This window comes from Rathayibacter sp. AY1B8, assembly GCF_002932775.1.
Lineage (GTDB): Bacteria > Actinomycetota > Actinomycetes > Actinomycetales > Microbacteriaceae > Rathayibacter.
In genome coordinates this window covers 72,655-93,370 of the sequence record NZ_PSWJ01000007.1, presented here as the reverse complement: position 1 = coordinate 93,370, position 20,716 = coordinate 72,655, and the positions used below count along the sequence as shown (strand labels likewise).

The following is a 20,716-nucleotide window of genomic DNA, read 5'->3' as shown; positions in this document are numbered from 1 at the left end:
GAAGGACGCCCGATGCTCCACTCCACCCGGACTCCCGCCGAGAAGCGCCGCCTCTTCCGCGAGCGCCTCGCCTCGGGCGAGCTGCTGCAGCTGCCCGGCGCGTTCACTCCGCTCTCCGCGCGCCTCATCGAGGCGAAGGGCTTCGACGGGATCTACGTCTCGGGCGCCGTGCTCTCGGCCGAGCTGGGGCTGCCGGACATCGGGCTCACCACGCTCAGCGAGGTGGCCGGCCGCTCGCAGCAGATCGCGCGCCTGACCGACCTGCCGGTCCTCGTCGACGCGGACACCGGCTTCGGTGAGCCGCTGAACGTCGCGCGCACGGTGCAGATGCTCGAGGACGCCGGAGTCGCGGGGCTGCACATCGAGGACCAGGTGAACCCCAAGCGCTGCGGGCACCTCGACGGCAAGGCGGTCGTCGACGAGGCGACCTCGGTGCGGAGGATCGCGGCGGCCGTCGACGCGCGCCGCGACTCCGATCTGGTGATCATGGCCCGCACCGACATCCGCGCCCTCGACGGCCTGCCGGCCGCGATCGACCGCGCCAAGCGCCTCGTCGACGCCGGAGCCGACGCGGTGTTCCCCGAGGCGATGCGCGACCTGTCCGAGTTCGAGGCCGTGCGCGCCGCGATCGACGTGCCGATCCTCGCCAACATGACCGAGTTCGGCAAGAGCGAGCTGTTCACCGCGCAGCAGCTCGCCGACGTCGGCGTGAACGTCGTGATCCACCCGGTCTCGCTGCTCCGGATCGCGATGGGCGCCGCGATGCGGGCACTCGACGCCCTCAAGGCGGAGGGGTCGCTCCGCTCGGAGGTCCCGGGCATGCAGACGCGCGCCGAGCTCTACGAGCTCCTCGACTACGCCTCGTACAGCCGCTTCGACGAGGGCGTCTTCGACTTCTCGCTCGCCGACCACTACGGCGCCTGAGCGCGCCGACCCGCACGAACCGGCGGCGCTCCCCGGCGCCGCCGCCCGCCTCTCGCGAAGGAGCGAAGGATGAGCACGACCGATCAGGACATCCGCAAGGGACTCGTGGGGGTCGTCGTCGACACGACGGCCGTCTCGAAGGTCGACCCGGCGTCGAACTCGCTGCTCTACCGCGGCTACCCCGTGCAGGAGCTCGCGGCGGGGACCTCGTTCGAGGACGTGGCCTGGCTGCTCTGGCACGGCGAGCTCCCCACTGCTGAGGAGGCGGCCGGGCTGGCCGCCGTGGAGCGGGCCCACCGCGCCCTGGCCCCCGAGGTGCGCACCGTGATCGACCTGCTGCCGCTGTCGGCGCACCCGATGGACGTGGTGCGGACGGCGGTGAGCGTCCTGGGCGCGCTCGAGGAGGATCCGGACGCCGACGCCGACGCTGCCGATGCCGTGCTGGAGCGCTCCGTGCGGCTCTGGGCGGCACTGCCGGCGATCGTCGCCTACGCCCAGCGCCGCCTGCGCGGCCTCGAGCCGATCGAGCCGCGCGACGACCTCGACTACTCCGAGAACTTCCTCTGGACGACCTTCGGCGAGGTGCCGGAGCCGGTCGTCGTCGACGCGTTCCGCGTCTCGCTGGTGCTCTACGCCGAGCACTCCTTCAACGCCTCGACCTTCACGGCCCGCGTCGTGACGTCGACGCTGTCGGACGTCCACTCCGCCGTGACCGCCGCCGTCGGAGCGCTCAAGGGACCGCTCCACGGCGGGGCGAACGAGGCCGTGCTGCACGTGCTCGACGAGGTCGGCACCGGACCGGAGGCGGACCGGCGGTCCCGGGAGTGGCTCGCCGAGGCGCTCGGGCAGCGCCGGAAGGTCATGGGGTTCGGCCACCGGGTCTACAAGTCGGGCGACTCGCGGGTGCCGACCATGGACGCCGCTCTCCGGCGGCTCGCCGAGCACGAGGGGGCCGGCGAGATGATGGAGCTGTACGACGCCCTGGCCGCGGCGATGGCCGAGCGGACGGGGATCCTGCCGAACCTCGACTACCCGTCCGGCCCCGCCTACCGGCTGATGGGCTTCGACACCGGGATCTTCACTCCGCTGTTCGTCGCCGCGCGGGTGGTGGGCTGGACGGCCCACGTGATCGAGCAGCGGGGCTCGAACGCGCTCATCCGGCCGCTGTCCGCCTATGACGGGCCGGAGCGCCGCTCGGTCCCGCAGCGCTAGGCGCCGGGAGCGGGGAGAGCCGCCCGGTCCCGCAGCGCCGAGCGCCGGGGGACCGGGCGGCTCGCTGTCAGCCCCGGGTGTCGCGCTCCTGGGCGCGGAGCGCACGCTCCACGCCGGCCAGGTTCTCGATCACGAGTCGGCGCAGCGCCGGGACCTCCGGGTTCGCGTCGAGCCAGGCGCGGGTGGCGTCGACGATCTCCTGCGAGGGCGTGGCGGCCGGGTAGAAGCCGACGACCAGGTACTCGGCGATCTTGTAGCTCTTCGACTCCCAGAGGGTGCGGAGGGCGTCGAAGTAGACCGGGACCATCGCGTCGAGCAGGCGCGGGTCGGCGGCGCGCTGGAAGCCCAGGCCCGTCGAGCGGACGATCGTGTTCGGTGCCGAGTCGTCGGCCGTGACGGAGTCCCACGCCGCGCGCTTCGCCTCCGCGGTCGGCAGTGCGGCACGGGCGTGCGCGGCCGACTGCTGGCCGGTCGCCGTGTTGTCCGAGGCGAGCGCCGCGTCGATGTCGTCCGCACCGGCCCGCCCGCCGGCGACGAGAGCGATCAGCAGCTCCCAGCCGAGGTCGGTGTCGATGTCGAGGCCGCCGAGGGCGGTGGAGCCGTCGAGCAGCGCCTGCACGGCCTCGAGGTGCGCCGGGGTGGACGCGATCGCGGCGAAGAACTTCACGAACTGGAACTGCGCGTCGCTGCCCGGCTCGGCGCTCTGCGCGAGCGTCCACAGCTGATCGCCCGCCTCCTCGACGACCTCGGCCCGGTACTCCGGAGCGACGTACTGGGTGGCGGTGGCGACGAGCTGGTTGAGCACCGTCCGCAGGGTCGTGGACTCGGTCTCGGTCGCGACGTTGCCCAGGACGAGGCGGACGAAGTCGCGCGGCGCCGACTCGGCGTCGCGGGTCGAGTCCCAGACCGAGCCCCAGACCAGCGAGCGGGCCAGGGGGCTGTCGATGCTCGCGAGGTGCTCGACGGCCACGGCGAGCGAAGCGTCGTCGAGGCGGACCTTCGCGTAGGCGAGGTCGTCGTCGTTGAGCAGCACGAGCGCCGGACGGGTGCGGCCGATCAGCTCGGGCACCTCGGTGCGCTCCCCGTCGACGTCCAGCTCGAGGCGGTCGACGCGGACGAGGCGCTCGCCCTCGAAGTCGTACAGGCCGATCGCCAGGCGGTGCGGGCGGATCGTCGGGTACTCCTCGACCGCGGTCTGCAGGATCGCGAAGGACGCGATCGCTCCGCTCTCGTCGACCGCGATCTCGGGGCGGAGCGTGTTCACGCCGGCCGTCTCGAGCCACTGCGCCGACCACTCGGTGAGGTCGCGCCCGCTGGTGGCCTCCAGCTCGACCAGCAGGTCGCGCAATTCCGTGTTCGAGAAGGCGTGCTTGACGAAGTACTCGTGGACGCCGGCGAGGAACTCCCTCTCGCCGACCCACGCGACAAGCTGCTTGAGCACCGAGGCGCCCTTGGCGTAGGTGATGCCGTCGAAGTTGACCTGGACGTCCTCGAGGTCGTTGATGGTCGCGACGATCGGGTGGGTCGAGGGCAGCTGGTCCTGGCGGTAGGCCCAGCTCTTCTCCATCGCGGCGAAGGTGGTCCACGCCTCGGTCCACTCCGTCGCCTCCGCGGTGGCGAGGGTGGAGGCGTACTCGGCGAACGACTCGTTGAGCCAGAGGTCGTTCCACCACTTCATGGTGACCAGGTCGCCGAACCACATGTGGGCGAGCTCGTGGAGGATCGTGACGACCCGGCGCTCCTTGATCGCGTCCGTCACCTTGGAGCGGAACACGTAGGTCTCGGTGAAGGTCACCGCTCCCGCGTTCTCCATCGCGCCGGCGTTGAACTCGGGGACGAACAGCTGGTCGTACTTCGCGAACGGGTACGGGACGCCGAACTTCTCCTCGTAGAAGGCGAAGCCCTGCTTCGTCTTCTCGAACACGTAGTCGGCGTCGAGGAAGGGCGCGAGCGAGGCCCGGGCGAAGACCCCCAGCGGGATGGTGCGGCCGTCGGAGGAGACGAGCGAGTCGGTCTCGACCACGTAGGGTCCGGCGACGAGGGCCGTGATGTAGGAGGAGATGCGCGGGGTGGGCTCGAAGCTCCAGGTCGCGATCCCCTCGCCCGCCGGGACCGGCTCGGGAGTGGGCTGGTTCGACACGACCTGCCACTGCGCGGGCGCGGTGACGGTGAAGCGGAACTCGGCCTTGAGGTCCGGCTGCTCGAACACCGCGAAGACGCGGCGGGAGTCGGGCACCTCGAACTGCGAGTACAGGTACACCTCGCCGTCGACGGGGTCGACGAAGCGGTGCAGGCCTTCGCCCGTGTTGGTGTAGAGCATGTCGGCGACGACGGTGAGCTCGTTGTCCGCGGCCAGGGCGTCGAGGCGGATGCGGACGCCGTCGGCGACGTCGGCGGGGTCGAGCTCCGCGCCGTTGAGGGTGACGGAGTGGACCGTGCCCGTGACGGCGTCGATGAAGCTCGAGGCGCCCTCGGTGGCGGAGAAGCGCACCGTGGTCGTGCTGAGGAAGGTCTCGGCTCCCCGGGTCAGGTCGAGGGCGATGTCGTAGTCGTGGACCTGGATCAGCGAGGCGCGCTCCTGCGCCTCGCTCCGGGTGAGGTTGTCTCCTGGCACGGGGGTGCTCCATCCGTTCGTCTCGGGCGCTGCCGCGGGCGCCGGGGTGCGGGCGCCGCCGATCCACCCTAGAGCTGCCGGGACCCGCCATGGAGCCCCGTGGCGCCGATCCTGCGGAGCCGCCGGGGAGCGCGGACGCGGCCGCGGCGAGCGGCGTAGCGTGTCCCCATGACCTCTGTGGACTTCTGGTTCGACCCCTCCTGCCCGTGGGCCTGGATGACCTCGCGATTCGTGGACGAGGTGACCCCCGCGCGCGACCTCGACGTGCAGTGGCACATCATGAGCCTCGCCGTCCTCAACGAGGACAAGGACGTGGACGACTCGTACCGCGCCTTCCTCCCGCGCGCGCTGCGATACACCCGCCTGGTCGCCGCCGTCGCCGAGCGCGAGGGCCGCGAGCACGTCAAGCCGCTCTACGACGCGCTCGGCACCCGGATCCACCCGGGCGGGCGCACCGACGTCGACGCGGTGATCGCCGAGTCGCTCGCCGAGCTCGGCCTGCCTGCGGAGCTCGCCGCCCACGCCGACTCGGACGAGTACGACGAGCCGATGCGCGCCTCCCACTTCGACGGGATCGAGCGGGTCGGCCAGGACGTCGGCACCCCGGTCATCGCGATCGGCGACGTCGCCTTCTTCGGCCCCGTCATCTCGCCGATCCCGAGGGGCGAGCAGGCGCTGACCCTCTGGGACGGCATCGTCGCCGCCGCCTCCTTCGACGGCTTCTTCGAGCTCAAGCGCTCGCGGACCCGCGACCCGCAGTTCGACTGAGCCGACTCGCGGTACTCTGACTCCCGGCCCGGGCACCGCGGGCCCCAGACGGCTCTTCCGGAGGAGTTCTCTCGTGCGCATCCACATCGCCACGGACCACGCAGGGCTGGACTTCAGCCGTCACCTGATCGAGCACCTCGGCGCCGCCGGTCACGACGTGATCGACCACGGCCCCACGTCCTACGACCCGCTGGACGACTACCCGTCCTTCTGCATCAACGCCGCCGCCGCGGTCGTCCGCGATCAGGAGGCGGGGGTCGAGGCCCTCGGCGTCGTCTTCGGCGGCTCGGGCAACGGCGAGCAGATCGCGGCGAACAAGGTCGCGGGCGTGCGCGCGGCGCTCGTCTGGAACCTGAGCACCGCCGTGCTGGCCCGCCAGCACAACGACGCGAACGTCATCTCGATCGGGGCCCGCCAGCACTCCGTCGAGGAGGCCACCGGCTTCATCGACGCGTTCGTCGCCGAGCCCTTCACCTTCGAGGAGCGCCACGTGCGCCGCATCGCGCAGCTCGCCGAGTACGAGGCCACCGGCGACATCGCCGGCCGGGTCGTCGACTCCGCCGCGAAGGAGCGCTGAGTGCCCGAGGGGCACTCCGTCCATCGGATCGCCCTGCAGTTCGAGCGCGACGTCGTCGGGCACCGCGTCGCGACCAGCAGCCCCCAGGGCCGCTTCACCGAGGGAGCCGCGCTCCTCGACGGGCGCGAGGTCCTCGAGTCCACGGCCGTCGGCAAGCACCTGCTGCTGCGCTTCGAGGACGACCTGACGCTGCACGTCCACCTCGGCCTCTACGGCGCGTGGGACTTCCTCGGGCACGTCTCGCCGCTGTTCCCGGACGGGAAGGCCGGCAGCAGCATCGGCGCTCCCCGGCGCCGCCGCGCCGTGCGCCTCTCCGAGACGGAGCACGAGACCGACTCCGATCTCGACGAGTTCCCGCCGAAGCCCGTGGGCGCGGTGCGCGTGCGCATCATGACGGAGGAGACCGTCGCCGACCTGCGCGGCCCCACCGCCTGCGAGGTGATGGACCCCGCCCAGGTGGAGGCCCTCCTCGCCCGCCTCGGTCCGGATCCGGCCGACGACGACTCCGACGAGGCTCGCGACCGCTTCGTGAACCGGCTCCGCAGGACGGCGACGCCGGTCGGGCTGGTGCTGATGGACCAGTCCGTTGTCAGCGGCATCGGCAACATCTACCGCGCGGAGCTGCTCTACCGCGCCGGCCTCGACCCGCACACTCCCGGCAAGCAGGTGCCGCTGGAGCTCGCACAGGAGCTGTGGCGGGACTGGGCGGACCTGCTCGAGGACGGCATCCGGACCGGGATGATGATCACGCGCCGCGGCCTCACGAAGACCGAGCGCTCGAAAGCCGTCCGTAGCCGCGCCGAGCGCAACTACGTCTACAAGCGGGAGGGCCTGCCCTGCCGCGTCTGCGGCACGAACGTGCTGCTCGAGGAGATCGGCGCGCGCAAGCTCTACTGGTGCCCGGTGTGCCAGTCGTGAGCGCCGGTGGAGAGACGCCGGCCCGGTCCCGCGCCGTCCGCCCCGCGCTCCGCGAGGCCGCCCGATGACCGGCGGTGTCCTTCTTCGGGGCGCCCGCCTCCTCGGCTCGTCCCGACCCGGTGCCGTGCTCCTGCGCGACGGCCGCGTGGAATCTGTCGGACCGGACGCCGCCGCCGCCCCGGGCGACGAGGTGCGCGACCTCGACGGGCGCTGGGTGCTCCCCGGCCTCTGGGACGAGCACGTCCACTTCTCCCAGTGGGCGATGACCGTCCCGCGCCTGGACGTCTCGTCGGCGGACTCGGCCCGCGGAACGGCGGACGCGGTTCGACGTCGCCTGGCGGAGGAGCCCGCTACCGGCACGCTGATCGGCTTCGGCTTCCGCGACGGCCTCTGGCCGGAGCCGCCGACGACCGCGCTCCTGGACGAGGTCTCTCCGGAGCGGCCCGTCGTGCTGATCAGCGGCGACCTGCACTGCGCCTGGCTGAACTCCGCCGCGTACCGGCGCTACGCCGTCGCTCCCGAGCCCGAGCTGCTGCGCGAGGACGCCTGCTTCGAGCTCGTCACCGCACTCGGAGCCCTCGGCGACGACGAGCTCGACGCGCTCGCCGACGCGGCGGCCCGGCGGGCTGCGGCCCGCGGGGTGGTCGGCGTCGTCGACCTCGAGATGCGCTGGAACGCGGGGGACTGGACCCGTCGCGTCGACGGCGGAACCCGCTCCCTCCGCGTCGACACCGGCGTCTACCGCGACCACCTCGACCGCGCCCTCGCGGAGGGACTGCGCACGGGCGACGAGCTCGACGGCGGTGACGGCCTGCTGCGGATGGGCCCGCTCAAGGTCCTGATCGACGGCTCCCTCAACACGAGGACCGCCTACTGCGCCCACCCCTACGCCGACCACGACGGCTACGGCGTCCTCACCGTGGAGCCCGCCGAGCTGGACGAGCTGCTCGCCCGCGCGGCCGCCGGGGGCATCCGCTCCACCGTGCACGCGATCGGAGACGCCGCGGCGACGCTGGCTCTGGACGCGCTCGGCCGGGTCGGCGGGGGCCGGATCGAGCACGCTCAGCTGCTCGCGGAGACCGACCTTCCGCGGTTCGCCGCGCTCGGCGTGGAGGCCGGAGTGCAGCCCGCGCACGCGCTGGACGACCGCGAGGTGGCGGAGCGGTACTGGCCGGGACGGACCGGCCGGGCGTTCCCGCTGCGCTCGCTGCTCGACTCCGGGGCCCGCGTGGTGCTCGGCTCGGACGCTCCGGTCGCTCCGCTCGACCCGTGGGTCGCGATCTCGGCCGCGGTCGCGCGGGCGCTGCCGGGCGACGAGCCCTGGCATCCGGAGCAGCGGGTGAGCGTCGAGGAGGCGATCGTCGCCTCGACCCGGGTGCGCCGGCTCAGGCCCGCGGCCGGCGATCCCGCCGATCTCGTGGTGGTCGACCGCGATCCGCTCGCCGCCGACGCGGGAGCCCTCCGATCCATGCCGGTCGCCGCGACCCTCCTGGCGGGCCGCTTCACGCACGGCGGCTGACCCGCGCCCGTCGCGACACCGGCTGCTCCGGATCGCGCGAACGGGCCCGGGAACGACGACGGCCCGCGGGATCCGAGGATCCGCGGGCCGGTCGAGGCGCGGTGCTCAGCTCTCGCTGACGTGGGCGAAGAGGAACCAGCGGTCCTTCTCGAGGCCGCGGCCGATCTCGATCGCGACGTCCTGGCTGCTCGCGTCGATCTCGGCGAGCTCGGCGATCGCCGTGTTGACGGTCGCGATGGCGACGTCCATCTGGCGGATGATCTCGACGATCGCGTTCTCGGAGCGCTGGAAGCCGGGGGTGAGGGGTTCGGACCGCGTCGCCGAGGCGACGGTCTGGATGCGGGCGTCGACCGGGAGGCCGAGGGCGACGACGCGCTCCGCGGCGAGGTCGGCCCACTCGATGGCGCGGCCGACGATCGCGTCGAGCAGCTCGTGGACGCCGATGAAGTTGGCGCCGCGGACGTGCCAGTGCGCCTGCTTGCCGTTGACGGCGAGCGCGGTCATCTCGACGACGACGGGGCTGAGGAACTGGGCGACTCCGGATGCGACATCCGGGTTCGACGAGGTGAGCGACGTGACGGACGTGGTGGACATCGTCTGGTCCTTTCGAGAGGGGGTGACTGATCGTCAACAGTACGCAGATCCCCCGGCGCCGCAAGGAAGCGCAGGCTCGGCTCAGTCTGGTGAAGGACAGGCTCACCTCGGTCGCGGAGGGGCGTCACGGGGGCTTCCCCCCGGGTGCCCGGAGCCGTGCCGCCGGTACGCTCGACCGGGTCGCGGCGGCGGCGGGAGCGGACAGGAGGCGCGGATGAGCGGAGCATCGACGGCCCTCGGCGAGGCCTCGCGCGCCTACCTCCGGCTCTGGCGCGGACTGCCCCGGGAGGTGGTCGCGCTGGTGGCCGCGATCCCGGTCGCGCTCCTCGGCGCCTTCTGCGCCGGCGTCGCGCTGGCCGTCGCGCTCGGGCTCGTCGGAGTCCTGATCGGCCTGGTGTTCCTGCCCGCCGCCCTCTACACGGCGCGCTTCTTCTCCCGAGCCGCTGTCGGCCTCGACGTGCTGGCCGGACGGCCCGCCGTCCCCCGGCCGCAGTGGCGGCGACCGCCCTCCTCCGTCACTCCGTCGACCTTCGCCCTCTACGGTCCGGTGATCGACGGGCACTACTGGCTCGCTCTCCTGCACACGCTCGTCGTGGCTCCGGCGCTCGCGCTGCTGTCAGGACTGCTCCTGGCGCTGTGGACCTGGGCGGGCCCGGGCACGGTGGCCGCCGCGCTCACGGGGGCCCCCGGTCCGGCCCGCCTGCTGGCCGAGAGCGGAGCAGCTCTGCTGGGCGCCCCGCAGCCTCCGGCGGGACTGGTCGCCGCGGCGACGGTCGCCACGACCGTCCTCTTCGTCTCGACCCTGCCGTTCGCCACCCGCGGTCTCTCCCTCCTGCACTGGCTGGTCGACCGTCTCCTGCTCGGCCCGTGGGAGTCGGAGGCGCTCCAGCGCGAGGTCGCCGAGCTGAGCGCCTCCCGCGGCGCAGCCGTCGCCGCCGAGGACCGCGCGCTGCGCCGGCTCGAGCGCGACATCCACGACGGCCCGCAGCAGCGCCTGATCCGGGTCCAGATGGACCTGGCCTCGGCACGCAACCGACTCGCCGCCGACCCGGAGTCCGCCGCCCGCCTGGTCGACGAGGCTCTCGAGCACGTGCGCGCCGCGCTCGACGAGCTGCGCGCCCTCTCCCGCGGCGTGGCGCCGCCGATCCTGCAGGACCGGGGCTTCGAGGCGGCGGTGCACTCGCTCGCCGAGCTCAGCCCGGTGCCGGTCGAGGTCCTCACCGAGCACCCCGTGGCGGACGTGCCGCCCGAGGTCGAGCGCAGCGTCTACTTCGTCGTCGCCGAGCTGCTCGCGAACGTCTCCAAGCACTCCGGTGCCCGATCGGTGCGGGTGCATCTCGACACCCGCGACTCCGGCACTCCGGGGGAGCGCTGGCTCGACGCCTGGGTGGTCGACGACGGAGTCGGCGGGGCGTCGCCGGTCGCCGGTCACGGTCTCGAGGGGGTCGGCGGGCGCGTCCGGGGCCTGCGCGGGATCCTGAGCGTGGAGTCGCCGGTCGGCGGGCCGACCACGGTCGGGGTGCACGTCCCCTACCGCCCGGCCGTCCTATCCTGAGGGCGTGCCCGTGATCCGCGTCGCCATCGCCGAGGACTCGGTCCTCCTGCGCGAGGGCCTGGTCCGCCTCTTCGAGGACGCGGGGTTCGCCTCCGTCGGCGCCTTCGGGGACGCGGACGCCCTGCTCGCCGATCTGGCGCGGGACCCGGCCGGGGTCGACGTCGCCGTGCTCGACGTCCGGATGCCGCCGACCTTCCGCGACGAGGGCGTCCGCGCGGCGCTGGAGATCCGCCGCCGCTACCCGCACGTGTCGGTCCTCCTGCTCAGCCAGTACGTCGAGGTCACCTACGCGCAGGAGCTGCTCGGCTCCGGCGACGGCGGACTCGGCTACCTCCTGAAGGACCGGGTCGCCTCCGTGGACGAGCTGCGCGACGCCGTCGAGCGCGTCGCGGCGGGCGGAACCGTCCTCGACCCGCAGGTCGTCGCCTCGCTCCTGCAGCGCAACCGCGACCCGCTCGCCTCGCTGACCCCGCGGGAGCGGGAGGTGCTGGAGCAGATGGCCCAGGGGCGCACGAACGCGGGCATCGCCTCCGCTCTCTTCGTCGGCGTGGGCGCCGTGGAGAAGAACGTGACCGCGATCTTCCAGAAGCTCGGGCTCGAGGACTCGGGCTCCGACCACCGGCGGGTGCTGGCGGTCCTCGCCTTCCTGCGCGCCGGGCGCTGACCACCGGAGAAGAGGAGAACCCGATGCCGTCGAGTCCCGCGGAGGGCGCCCGCGTCCTCGCCCTGACCGGGGGACGCGCCCCGGAGATCGCCGACACCGCGTGGGTCGCTCCGGGCGCCACCGTGATCGGCTCCGTGCGCCTGGGCGAGCGGGCGAGCGTCTGGTACGGCGCCGTCCTGCGCGCCGAGCACGCGCGGATCGAGCTCGGCGCCCGCAGCAACCTCCAGGACGGCGTCGTCGTCCACGTCGACGCCGACTACGACGCGGTCATCGGCGCCGGAGTCTCGGTCGGGCACAACGCGGTGCTGCACGGCTGCACCCTCGAGGACGACGTGCTGGTCGGCATGAGCGCGACCGTCCTGAACGGGGCCGTCGTCGGCACCGGCTCGCTGATCGCCGCAGGCGCCGTCGTCCTCGAGGGGACGGTCGTCCCGCCGGGCTCGCTGGTGGCGGGCGTCCCCGGGAGGGTCCGGCGGGAGCTGACGGAGGAGGAGCGCGAGGGCATCCGCCGGAACGCCGCCTCGTACCTCGCCCTGACGGAGGAGCACCGCGGCGCGGTCGGCTGAGCACGCCCGGAACGCCTCGGAACGACGAAGAGCCCCGGACGTCCGGGGCTCTTCGAGAGGAGAGGGGCTGACGAGAATCGAACTCGCATCATCTGTTTGGAAGACAGAGGCTTTACCACTAAGCTACAGCCCCGGATCGCTGGTCTGACGACCGCGAACCGGTGCGACCGGGTCTCTCGACCGGGCACCAGGACAGCGTAGTACATCGCGCGAGCACCGTGGACACCCCGGTCGTCCTCCGCCGCGCGGTTCCGGTCGCCGCTGCCGCGGTGCAGTACACTTGCGAAGGCCATTTCGGCGTGTCGCGCAAGCGCACGTGCGGGGACGGCTCGACGAGAGTCTCACGCACGGTGCCCAGGCCCGCGCATCCGGGGCGTAGCTCAGCTTGGCTAGAGCGCCCGCTTTGGGAGCGGGAGGTCGCAGGTTCGAATCCTGTCGCCCCGACCACGAGTACTCATCGTGACGACATCGACCCGTGACGACCGTCATCCGGCGCCGACACCAACCAGCACAGGAGATCCCCTCACGTGAAGACCACGGTAGAACAGCTGAGCCCGACCCGCGTGAAGCTCGCGATTTCGGTCACCCCGGACGAGCTCGGCCCCAGCATCACGCACGCCTACGGCCACATCGCCGAGCAGATCAACGTCCCCGGCTTCCGCAAGGGCAAGGTCCCGCCCGCCATCGTCGACCAGCGCGTCGGCAAGGCCGCGGTGCTCGAGCACGCGGTCAACGAGGGCCTCGACGGCTTCTACCGCGAGGCCGTCCGCGAGACCGAGGTCCGCCCCCTGGGCCGCCCCCAGGCCGACATCGTCGCCTGGCCGAGCGACAAGGACTTCACCGGCGACCTCGAGCTCGCCATCGAGGTCGACGTGCGGCCCGAGATCACCGTCCCGGACTACGACGGCATCGAGCTCACCGTCGAGGCGGCCGAGGTCACCGACGCCGACGTCGACGCCGAGCTGGACAAGCTCCGCAGCCGCTTCGGCACCCTGGTCACCGTGGACCGCCCGGCGAAGACCGGCGACTTCGCGCAGATCGACCTGGTCGCCTCCATCGACGGCGTCGAGGTCGACACCGCCAACGCCATCTCGTACGAGCTCGGCTCGGGCGAGCTGATCGAGGGCATCGACGAGGCGCTCGACTCGCTCACCGCGGGCGAGAGCACCACGTTCACCGCTCCGCTGCTCGGCGGCGACCACGCCGGCGAGCAGGCCGAGATCGCCGTCGCGCTCACCGCCGTCAAGGAGCGCGAGCTCCCCGAGGCCGACGACGACTTCGCGCAGATCGCCAGCGAGTTCGACACCATCGCCGAGCTGCGCGAGTCGCTCAAGGAGCAGGCCGCTCAGCAGAAGACCTTCGGCCAGGGCGGCGAGGCCCGCGAGAAGCTCGTCGAGGCGCTGCTCGCCCTCGTCGAGGTCCCCGTGCCCACCGGTCTCGTCGACGACGAGGTGCACCGCCACCTCGAGGGCGAGAACCGCCTCGAGGACGACGAGCACCGCGCCGAGGTCAAGGAGGCCAGCGAGAAGACCTTCAAGACGCAGATCCTCCTCGACCACGTCGTCGAGCAGGAGAAGGTCCAGGTCAGCCAGGACGAGCTCACGCAGTACCTCATCCAGGGTGCGGCGCAGTACGGCATGGAGCCGAACGAGTTCATCAAGATCCTGTCCGAGAACAACCAGATCGGCCAGATGGTCGGCGAGGTCGCCCGCAACAAGGCGCTCGCGATCGTCCTCGGCAAGGCGAAGGTCACCGACACCGAGGGCAACGCCGTCGACCTGACCGCGTTCACCGCGGTCCCCGGTGACGACGAGGCCGTCGAGGCCTCCGACGAGGCCGTCGCCTCGGACGAGACCGAGGTCGCGGAGGAGGCTCGGGCCGCCGCCGACGCCGAGGTCCCCGCCGAGCCCGTCGCCGAGGAGCCCGCCGCCGAGGAGGAGCCCGCCCCGGCCCCCAAGAAGAAGCGCGCGCCGGCCAAGAAGAAGGCCGCCGCTCCCGCCGAGGAGACCCCGGCCGCGGAGTAGTCCCCGCGAGCACGTCAGGAGCCGCCCCCCGATCCGTCGGAGGGCGGCTCCTCTCGTTGCGGGGCTCCGGTCCGCCCCGGGCGAACACGGGCGACTCCCGCTCCGCCCCGGGCGAACACGGCCGGATCGGCCTGGCGGCGTCCGATAGATTCGCCTCCGAAGCGACAACTGAAACGGAGCAATACATGGCCGACATGGTTATGCCCAACAGTGTTTTCGACCGCCTGCTCAAGGACCGGATCATCTGGCTCGGTTCCGAGGTGCGCGACGAGAACGCGAACGAGATCGCCGCGAAGCTCCTGCTCCTGGCAGCCGAGGACTCCGAGCGGGACATCTACCTCTACATCAACTCGCCCGGCGGCTCCATCACCGCGGGCATGGCGATCTACGACACGATGCAGTTCGTCCCGAACGACATCGTGACCGTGGGCATCGGGATGGCGGCCTCCATGGGCCAGCTGCTCCTCACCGCCGGAACCCAGGGCAAGCGCTACATCACCCCGAACGCGCGGGTGCTCCTCCACCAGCCGCACGGCGGCTTCGGCGGCACGGCCTCCGACATCCAGACCCAGGCGCAGCTCATCCTCGACATGAAGAAGCGCCTCGCCGAGATCACCGCCAAGGCGACCGGCAAGACCGTCGAGCAGGTCAACGAGGACGGCGACCGCGACCGCTGGTTCAGCGCCGAGGAGGCCCTCGCCTACGGCTTCGTCGACCACATCCGCTCGTCGGCGACCGACGTGGCCGGCGGTGGCGGAACCGCCATTGACGAGTAGTCCAGCGAACGCGCCGAGAGATCAGGAACAGACAATGACCACACCCACCTTCGGCGGAACGGCGTTCGGCTCCGGAGCCGCACCGTCCTCGCGCTACATCCTCCCCACGTTCGAGGAGCGCACGGCCTACGGCTACAAGCGCCAGGACCCGTACGCCAAGCTCTTCGAGGACCGCATCATCTTCCTCGGCGTCCAGGTCGACGACGCCTCCGCGGACGACATCATGGCCCAGCTCCTCGTGCTCGAGAGCCAGGACCCGGACCGCGACATCGTCATGTACATCAACTCGCCCGGTGGATCCTTCACCGCGATGACGGCGATCTACGACACGATGCAGTACATCCGCCCGCACATCCAGACGGTCGTGCTCGGCCAGGCCGCCTCGGCCGCCGCCGTGCTCACCGCCGCGGGAACGCCCGGCAAGCGCCTCGCGCTGCCGAACGCGCGCATCCTCATCCACCAGCCCGCCGTGCAGCAGGGCGGGGGCCAGGCCTCGGACATCGAGATCCAGGCCGCCGAGATCATGCGCATGCGCGAGTGGCTCGAGGAGACGCTGTCGCACCACTCGAACCGCTCGATCGAGCAGGTCAAGAAGGACATCGACCGCGACAAGATCCTCGGCGCGAGCGACGCGCTCGAGTACGGGCTGATCGACCAGGTGCTCACCAGCCGCAAGAGCCTCCCGGCTCTCACGGCGTAGGGCGTCCAGGAGGGGCCGGGTGGCGGAGCGATCCGCCGCCCGGCCCCTCTCTGCGTCCTCCGTGGCCGTAGCAAAGCGCCACACGAGGCGCAAGGCACGGCGAATCCGGCCCGCCTGCCGAGCCCTCGCGGCTCAGCGGCTAGGCTCGGAGCAGTGTCAGGGGGCTCGTCCCGCTCGCACCGGCCGGAGCTCCAGGCTCCGTTGCACGACCGACCGACGCACGACAGACGCACGACAAGGAAGTGGGGCATCCCCGTGGCACGTATTGGCGAAAGCGCCGACCTGCTGAAGTGCTCCTTCTGCGGCAAGAGCCAGAAGCAGGTCCAGCAGCTCATCGCGGGACCGGGCGTCTACATCTGCGACGAGTGCGTCGAGCTCTGCAACGAGATCATCGAGGAGCGCCTCTCCGAGTCGAGCGAGGAGACGAGCCACGAGTTCGACCTCCCGAAGCCGAAGGAGATCTTCGGCTTCCTCGAGGAGTACGTGATCGGGCAGGAGCAGGCCAAGAAGGCCCTCGCCGTCGCCGTGTACAACCACTACAAGCGCGTGCGGGCCCGCAACACCATCACCGCCGCCGACGCGATCCACGACGAGGTCGAGATCGCCAAGAGCAACATCCTGCTCATCGGCCCCACGGGCTGCGGGAAGACCTACCTCGCCCAGACCCTCGCGAAGCGCCTCAACGTGCCCTTCGCCGTCGCGGACGCCACGGCCCTCACCGAGGCGGGCTACGTCGGCGAGGACGTCGAGAACATCCTCCTCAAGCTCATCCAGGCCGCCGACTACGACGTCAAGCGTGCCGAGACCGGCATCATCTACATCGACGAGGTCGACAAGATCGCGCGGAAGGCCGAGAACCCCTCGATCACGCGCGACGTCTCGGGCGAGGGAGTGCAGCAGGCGCTGCTCAAGATCCTCGAGGGCACCGTCGCCTCCGTGCCCCCGCAGGGCGGGCGGAAGCACCCGCACCAGGAGTTCATCCAGATCGACACGACGAACGTCCTCTTCATCGTCGCCGGCGCCTTCGCCGGGCTCGAGGACATCATCTCGTCGCGGGCAGGCAAGCGCGGCATCGGCTTCGGCGCCCCGCTGCACAACAAGGAAGACGAGATCAACATCTTCAGCGAGGTCCTCCCGGAGGACCTGCACAAGTTCGGGCTGATCCCCGAGTTCATCGGGCGCCTCCCCGTCGTCACGACGGTCACGCAGCTGGACCAGGTCGCGCTCATGCAGATTCTCACCGAGCCGCGCAACGCGCTCGTGAAGCAGTACCAGCGGATGTTCGAGATCGACGGCGTCGAGCTCGAGTTCGACCGGGGCGCTCTCGAGGCCATCGCGGACCTGGCGGTTCTCCGCCAAACCGGCGCCCGCGGACTGCGCGCGATCCTCGAGGAGGTGCTCGGCCCGATCATGTTCGAGGTGCCCTCCTCGGACGAGGTGGCGCGCGTCGTCGTCACCCGCGCCGCGGTGCTCGACAACGCGGCCCCGACGATCGTCCCCCACGCTCCCCGTCGCCAGGAGAAGAGCGCCTAGTCGCTCCCCGCCCCGCTCTGCCAGTTCACCGCGATTGGCCCGGCGGATCGTCGGGCGAGGCGCTCCCGCTTCCCTAACCTGGCGGAGCGCGCCGACGGCGCGTCCGGTCGCCTCGGTGCCGGTCGATCCTCCGGGAGGCTCCGCCATCGTCCAGCCGCTGCTCGCCGGGATCGTCGCCGCCCTGACCGGCTTCTCGAGCTCGTTCGCGATCGTGCTCGCCGGGGTGGTCGCGGTGGGCGCCACCGACGCGCAGGCCGCGTCGGGCCTCCTCGCGGTCTGCGTGCTGCAGGGGGTCCTCTGCATCGTGCTGAGCATCCGCTATCGCGTGCCGATGACTTTCGCCTGGAGCACGCCGGGAGCCGCCCTGCTGGCCGCCACCGCGACGCTCCCCGGTGGTTTCGACCGCGCGGTCGGGGCGTTCCTGGTCGCCTCCGCTCTGCTGGTGGTCACCGGGCTGTGGCCGGCGCTCGGGAGGCTCGTCGCGCGCATCCCGCGGCCGCTCGCGAACGCCATGCTCGCGGGCATCCTGTTCCCGCTCGTCCTGGCGCCGGTGCGCGCGGCGGTCGAGATCCCCGCGCTCGCGCTGCCGGTGATCCTGCTCTGGCTGCTGCTCCTGCGGCTCCTGCCCCGCTGGGCGGTGCCGGCCGCGATCGCCCTGGCGATCGTGCTGCTGATCGTGACGGACGGCGCGGCACTCGCCGGTGCGCCGCTGCTCCCCGTGCCGCAGTTCGTCGCTCCGGTGTTCGAGATCGGAGCGATGGTCGGGATCGGCCTGCCGCTCTACGTGGTCACCACGGCCGGGCAGAACATCCCGGGCATCGCGGTGCTGACGAGCTTCGGCTTCGCGGCCCACTCGCGTCCCGGGATCGTCTCGACCGGTGCTCTCTCCGGGGTCTCGGCGGTCTTCGGCGGAGTGCCGATCAACTACGCCGCGCTCAGCGCCGCGCTGACCGCGGGTCCCGAGGCCTCGCCGCGGCCGGAGCAGCGCTGGGTCGCCTCGGTCTCGGCGGGCGCCTCCTACCTCGTGCTGGGCGTGTTCGCCGGAGCGGCCGCCGCGCTGGTGTCCTCCGCGAGCCCGCTGCTGATCGAGGCGGTCGCCGGTCTGGCGCTCCTGGGGGTGTTCGTGTCGGCGGTGCAGGCCGCCGTGGAGGACGCGCGGCTGCGGCTGCCGGCGGCGGCGACGCTCCTGGTCACCGCCTCCGGCACGACCATCGCGGGGATCGGCTCGGCCTTCTGGGGCCTGGTCGTGGGACTCGTCCTCCTCGCCTGGCTCGTCCCCCGGCGCCGCTAGAGGAGGCCGCGGCGCGCGAGCAGCGGCTCGGTCCGCGCATCCCGCCCGCGGAACGCGCGGTACGCGTCGAGCGGATCGCGGGAGCCGCCGAGCTCGAGCACCCCGCGACGGAAGCGCTCGCCCGCCGAGCGGTCGAGGCCGCCGTTCTCCTCGAACCACTCGACCGTGTCCGCGTCGAGGATCTCGCTCCAGATGTAGGAGTAGTAGCCCGCGGAGTAGCCGCCGGAGAAGACGTGCGCGAAGTACGTGCTGCGGTAGCGGGGCGGCACGGCGGGAAGGAGGAGGCCCGCGCCGTCGAGCACGTCGCGCTCGAAGGCGGCCGCGTCGCGCGGCTCGACCGGGGCCGGCAGGGAGTGCCAGGCGAGGTCGAGCAGGGCGGACGCCAGGTACTCGCTCGTCGCGAAGCCCTCGCCCCACAGCGCGGACGCCTCGAGGCGCTCGACGGTCCCCGCGGGCAGGGCCTCGCCGGTCTCGACGTGGCGGGCGTACTCGGCGAGGAGCCCGGGACGGCGCACCCACGTCTCGTTCACCTGGCTCGGGAACTCGACGAAGTCCCGGAACACCGCGGTACCGGCGAAGCGCGGGTACCGCGTGCTCGCGAACAGGCCGTGCAGGGCGTGCCCGAACTCGTGGAACAGCGTCTCCACCTCGTCGAGGCTGAGAAGGGCGGGCTCGCCCGGGCCCGGAGCCGATAGGTTCAGGTTGTTCACGACGACGGCGGAGTCGCCGAGCAGCGACGTGCGGCTGGAGAGGGAGTTCATCCACGCCCCGCCGCGCTTCGAGTCGCGGGTGAAGGGATCGAGCAGGAACAGGCCCAGCGGCGTCCCGTCCTCCTCGTGCACCTCGAACACGCGGACGTGCTCGCTGTAGCCGGCCAGGTCGCTCCGCTCCGAGAAGCGGACGCCGTAGAGACCGGTGGCGGCGGCGAGCACGCCGTGCCGGAGCACCCGCTCCAGCTCGAAGAAGGGACGCAGTGCGCTGGAGTCGACGGAGTAGCTCTCCGACCGCACGCGCTCCTCGTAGTAGGCGCGGTCCCACGCCTCGATCGTGAAGCGCGGCGCTCCGGCGGCGTCCTGCTCGGCGTCGGCGGAGGCCTGCATCCGCTCGAGTTCGATCCTCGCGTTCCGGGCGGCGGGAGCGGCGAGCTCGCGCAGCAGCGACAGGACGCGCTCCGGCGAGCCCGCGGTCTGGCCCGAGATCACGAAATCGGCGTGCGAGGCCGCGCCCAGCAGAGCTGCGCGCTCGGCCCGCAGCGCGACGATCTGCTGCAGAGTCGCGGTGGTGTCGTGCGGCCCGCCTTCCGCACCGCGGCCGACAGAGGCGCGCAGGACGCGCTCGCGGACGCCGCGGTCGCGCAGACGCGCGAGCCAGGGGTGGCCGGAGTAGAGGGGCAGGGTGATCAGCCAGCCGTCGACGCCGCGGTCGGCGGCGGCGCGCGCGGCGGCCGAGACGTCGGACTCGTCGAGCCCGTCGAGGCCGGCGACGTCCTCGAGGAGGACCGCCCGGTCGTTCGACTCGGCGAGCAGGTCCTTCTCGAAGCGCGTGGTCAGGGTCGACAGCTGCTCGTTCAGCTCGCCGAGCCGTGCCTTCCCCGCGTCGTCGAGGAGCGCACCGGAGCGCTCGAACCCGGTGATCCTCCGCTCGAGGAGGTAGGCCGTCTCGGCGTCGAGGTCGAGCTCCGTCGACTGCTCGGCGAGAGCGCGGAGACGGGCGAACAGGCGCGGGTCGAGGCTGATCGCATCGCTGTGGGCCGAGAGCAGCGGAGCGAGCTCGGCCTCCAGAGCGTCGGTGAGCGGAGTGCGGTCGGAGGCGGCGACGGTGAAGAAGACGGCGCTCACCCGGCGCAGCTCGCGGCCCGCCCGCTCGAGGGCGACGAGGGTGTTCTCGACGGTCGGCGGCTCGGAGGCGCCGGCGATCGCGTCGATCTCGGCGCGGTGCCGGCGGAGGGCCTCGAGGAACGCCGGGCGGTAGGCCTCGGGGTCGACGGCGGCGAAGTCGGGGAGCCCGTGGGGGAGTCCGCTCGGCTCGAGCAGGACGGCGACGGGATCGGGTGCGCTCATCCTGCGAGCCTAGAGCGCGAGCGGGGGAGAGGGCTCCGACTCAGGATCGCAGGACGCGCGCACTCACCGGACTCGACGACCGCGCCGCGAAGGGGCGTCAGCCCCAGTCGTCGTCGTCCTCGCCCTCCACGCGGCCCTGCGGCTGCGTGATGTAGGCAGCATCATCGTCAGGACGGTAGGTGATCGTCGTGCCGTCGTCGAGTTCGAGGACGGGCCTGCCCTCGAGCCAGGTGAGCGTCCAGCGCCAGTCGGCGGTCGCCGTGCCGGCCGCGGTGAGCTCGCCCTCGACGTCGCCGATGGCGGTGACGACGATCTCGGGGAGGGTCTGCGGCGGCACCTGGCCGACCGACCAGCGGGTTCCGAGCTGCATGGGAGGGGTCCTCTCGACGGTGGGGAGGGAGGCGGGACCATTCCCGCCTCC

General features: G+C 72.3%; 18 protein-coding genes and 2 tRNA genes. 15 read left to right on the top strand and 5 right to left on the bottom strand.

Features of this window, described 5'->3' with window-relative positions:
- The first annotated feature begins 12 nt into the window (after positions 1–12).
- On the top strand, positions 13–924 hold the full coding sequence (gene prpB / locus C5C63_RS06770) for a methylisocitrate lyase (protein ID WP_104223704.1): 912 nt from the start codon (positions 13–15) through the stop codon (positions 922–924).
- A 69-nt stretch (positions 925–993) separates the two neighbouring features.
- On the top strand, positions 994–2,136 hold the full coding sequence (locus tag C5C63_RS06765; RefSeq protein WP_104325740.1) for a bifunctional 2-methylcitrate synthase/citrate synthase: 1,143 nt from the start codon (positions 994–996) through the stop codon (positions 2,134–2,136).
- A 67-nt stretch (positions 2,137–2,203) separates the two neighbouring features.
- Here the strand turns inward: C5C63_RS06765 and pepN are convergent, their stop codons facing one another.
- The gene (gene pepN / locus C5C63_RS06760) at positions 2,204–4,750 is read right to left on the bottom strand and encodes an aminopeptidase N (protein WP_104325739.1); all 2,547 of its coding nucleotides are present in this window, start codon (positions 4,748–4,750) and stop codon (positions 2,204–2,206) included.
- A 168-nt stretch (positions 4,751–4,918) separates the two neighbouring features.
- Between pepN and C5C63_RS06755 the strand changes: the two genes are divergently transcribed.
- From C5C63_RS06755 to C5C63_RS06740, 4 genes are all read left to right on the top strand, one after another.
- On the top strand, positions 4,919–5,518 hold the full coding sequence (locus tag C5C63_RS06755; protein ID WP_104223701.1) for a DsbA family protein: 600 nt from the start codon (positions 4,919–4,921) through the stop codon (positions 5,516–5,518).
- A 73-nt stretch (positions 5,519–5,591) separates the two neighbouring features.
- Positions 5,592–6,095, top strand: coding sequence for a ribose-5-phosphate isomerase (locus C5C63_RS06750; RefSeq protein WP_104223700.1), 504 nt, complete (start codon positions 5,592–5,594; stop codon positions 6,093–6,095).
- Positions 6,096–7,013 carry an Fpg/Nei family DNA glycosylase gene (locus tag C5C63_RS06745; RefSeq protein ID WP_104325738.1) on the top strand — a complete coding sequence of 306 codons (918 nt, stop codon included), beginning with the start codon at positions 6,096–6,098 and terminating at the stop codon, positions 7,011–7,013. It begins immediately after the preceding gene.
- Positions 7,014–7,077: 64 nt separating this feature from the next.
- Entirely contained in the window at positions 7,078–8,532 is a 1,455-nt protein-coding gene (locus tag C5C63_RS06740) for an amidohydrolase (RefSeq protein ID WP_104325737.1), read from the top strand.
- 105 nt (positions 8,533–8,637) lie between these two features.
- Here C5C63_RS06740 and C5C63_RS06735 read toward each other — a convergent pair whose 3' ends face one another.
- Positions 8,638–9,126 carry a Dps family protein gene (locus tag C5C63_RS06735; RefSeq protein WP_104232536.1) on the bottom strand — a complete coding sequence of 163 codons (489 nt, stop codon included), beginning with the start codon at positions 9,124–9,126 and terminating at the stop codon, positions 8,638–8,640.
- Between the two features lie 214 nt (positions 9,127–9,340).
- Here C5C63_RS06735 and C5C63_RS06730 point away from each other — a divergent pair, with 214 nt between their 5' ends.
- Genes C5C63_RS06730 through C5C63_RS06720 form a run of 3 tightly spaced genes read left to right on the top strand, consistent with a single transcriptional unit; the run spans position 9,341 to position 11,911 of the window.
- Positions 9,341–10,681 carry a sensor histidine kinase gene (locus tag C5C63_RS06730; protein ID WP_146086364.1) on the top strand — a complete coding sequence of 447 codons (1,341 nt, stop codon included), beginning with the start codon at positions 9,341–9,343 and terminating at the stop codon, positions 10,679–10,681.
- A 4-nt stretch (positions 10,682–10,685) separates the two neighbouring features.
- Positions 10,686–11,345 carry a response regulator transcription factor gene (locus C5C63_RS06725; protein ID WP_104325736.1) on the top strand — a complete coding sequence of 220 codons (660 nt, stop codon included), beginning with the start codon at positions 10,686–10,688 and terminating at the stop codon, positions 11,343–11,345.
- A 23-nt stretch (positions 11,346–11,368) separates the two neighbouring features.
- Positions 11,369–11,911, top strand: coding sequence for a gamma carbonic anhydrase family protein (locus tag C5C63_RS06720; RefSeq protein ID WP_104325735.1), 543 nt, complete (start codon positions 11,369–11,371; stop codon positions 11,909–11,911).
- Between the two features lie 62 nt (positions 11,912–11,973).
- Here C5C63_RS06720 and C5C63_RS06715 read toward each other — a convergent pair.
- A tRNA-Gly gene (locus tag C5C63_RS06715) sits at positions 11,974–12,044 on the bottom strand.
- 236 nt (positions 12,045–12,280) lie between these two features.
- Here C5C63_RS06715 and C5C63_RS06710 point away from each other — a divergent pair.
- The 6 genes from C5C63_RS06710 to C5C63_RS06685 all read left to right on the top strand — a co-directional run bounded on the left by C5C63_RS06710 (position 12,281) and on the right by C5C63_RS06685 (position 18,235).
- Positions 12,281–12,358, top strand: a tRNA-Pro gene (locus tag C5C63_RS06710).
- An 80-nt stretch (positions 12,359–12,438) separates the two neighbouring features.
- A complete protein-coding gene (gene tig / locus C5C63_RS06705; RefSeq protein WP_104325734.1) occupies positions 12,439–13,935 on the top strand; it encodes a trigger factor in 1,497 nt (498 codons plus the stop codon).
- A gap of 185 nt (positions 13,936–14,120) precedes the next feature.
- Positions 14,121–14,711, top strand: coding sequence for an ATP-dependent Clp protease proteolytic subunit (locus C5C63_RS06700; RefSeq protein ID WP_097165884.1), 591 nt, complete (start codon positions 14,121–14,123; stop codon positions 14,709–14,711).
- 34 nt (positions 14,712–14,745) lie between these two features.
- The gene (locus C5C63_RS06695) at positions 14,746–15,411 is read left to right on the top strand and encodes an ATP-dependent Clp protease proteolytic subunit (RefSeq protein ID WP_068253282.1); all 666 of its coding nucleotides are present in this window, start codon (positions 14,746–14,748) and stop codon (positions 15,409–15,411) included.
- A gap of 255 nt (positions 15,412–15,666) precedes the next feature.
- Entirely contained in the window at positions 15,667–16,944 is a 1,278-nt protein-coding gene (clpX, locus tag C5C63_RS06690) for an ATP-dependent Clp protease ATP-binding subunit ClpX (RefSeq protein WP_104223693.1), read from the top strand.
- Between the two features lie 115 nt (positions 16,945–17,059).
- On the top strand, positions 17,060–18,235 hold the full coding sequence (locus tag C5C63_RS06685; protein WP_104325733.1) for a benzoate/H(+) symporter BenE family transporter: 1,176 nt from the start codon (positions 17,060–17,062) through the stop codon (positions 18,233–18,235).
- On the opposite strand, the gene C5C63_RS06680 is transcribed toward C5C63_RS06685, so the two are convergent.
- Positions 18,232–20,295, bottom strand: a complete 2,064-nt coding sequence (locus C5C63_RS06680) for a M3 family metallopeptidase (RefSeq protein ID WP_104325732.1) — start codon at positions 20,293–20,295, stop codon at positions 18,232–18,234. The two genes, C5C63_RS06685 and C5C63_RS06680, sit on opposite strands and share 4 nt — an antisense overlap.
- 97 nt (positions 20,296–20,392) lie before the next feature.
- Complete coding sequence (locus C5C63_RS06675) at positions 20,393–20,665, bottom strand: hypothetical protein (RefSeq protein WP_104257386.1); 273 nt, start codon at positions 20,663–20,665, stop codon at positions 20,393–20,395.
- Positions 20,666–20,716 lie beyond the last annotated feature (51 nt).

Coding starts and splice junctions, on each gene's coding strand:
- prpB (WP_104223704.1), top strand. CDS start 13: ATGCTCCACTCCACCCGGACTCCCGCCGAGAAGCGCCGCCTCTTCCGC.
- C5C63_RS06765 (WP_104325740.1), top strand. CDS start 994: ATGAGCACGACCGATCAGGACATCCGCAAGGGACTCGTGGGGGTCGTC.
- C5C63_RS06755 (WP_104223701.1), top strand. CDS start 4,919: ATGACCTCTGTGGACTTCTGGTTCGACCCCTCCTGCCCGTGGGCCTGG.
- C5C63_RS06740 (WP_104325737.1), top strand. CDS start 7,078: ATGACCGGCGGTGTCCTTCTTCGGGGCGCCCGCCTCCTCGGCTCGTCC.
- C5C63_RS06735 (WP_104232536.1), bottom strand. CDS start 9,126: ATGTCCACCACGTCCGTCACGTCGCTCACCTCGTCGAACCCGGATGTC.
- C5C63_RS06730 (WP_146086364.1), top strand. CDS start 9,341: ATGAGCGGAGCATCGACGGCCCTCGGCGAGGCCTCGCGCGCCTACCTC.
- C5C63_RS06720 (WP_104325735.1), top strand. CDS start 11,369: ATGCCGTCGAGTCCCGCGGAGGGCGCCCGCGTCCTCGCCCTGACCGGG.
- C5C63_RS06700 (WP_097165884.1), top strand. CDS start 14,121: ATGGCCGACATGGTTATGCCCAACAGTGTTTTCGACCGCCTGCTCAAG.
- C5C63_RS06695 (WP_068253282.1), top strand. CDS start 14,746: ATGACCACACCCACCTTCGGCGGAACGGCGTTCGGCTCCGGAGCCGCA.
- C5C63_RS06680 (WP_104325732.1), bottom strand. CDS start 20,295: ATGAGCGCACCCGATCCCGTCGCCGTCCTGCTCGAGCCGAGCGGACTC.
- C5C63_RS06675 (WP_104257386.1), bottom strand. CDS start 20,665: ATGCAGCTCGGAACCCGCTGGTCGGTCGGCCAGGTGCCGCCGCAGACC.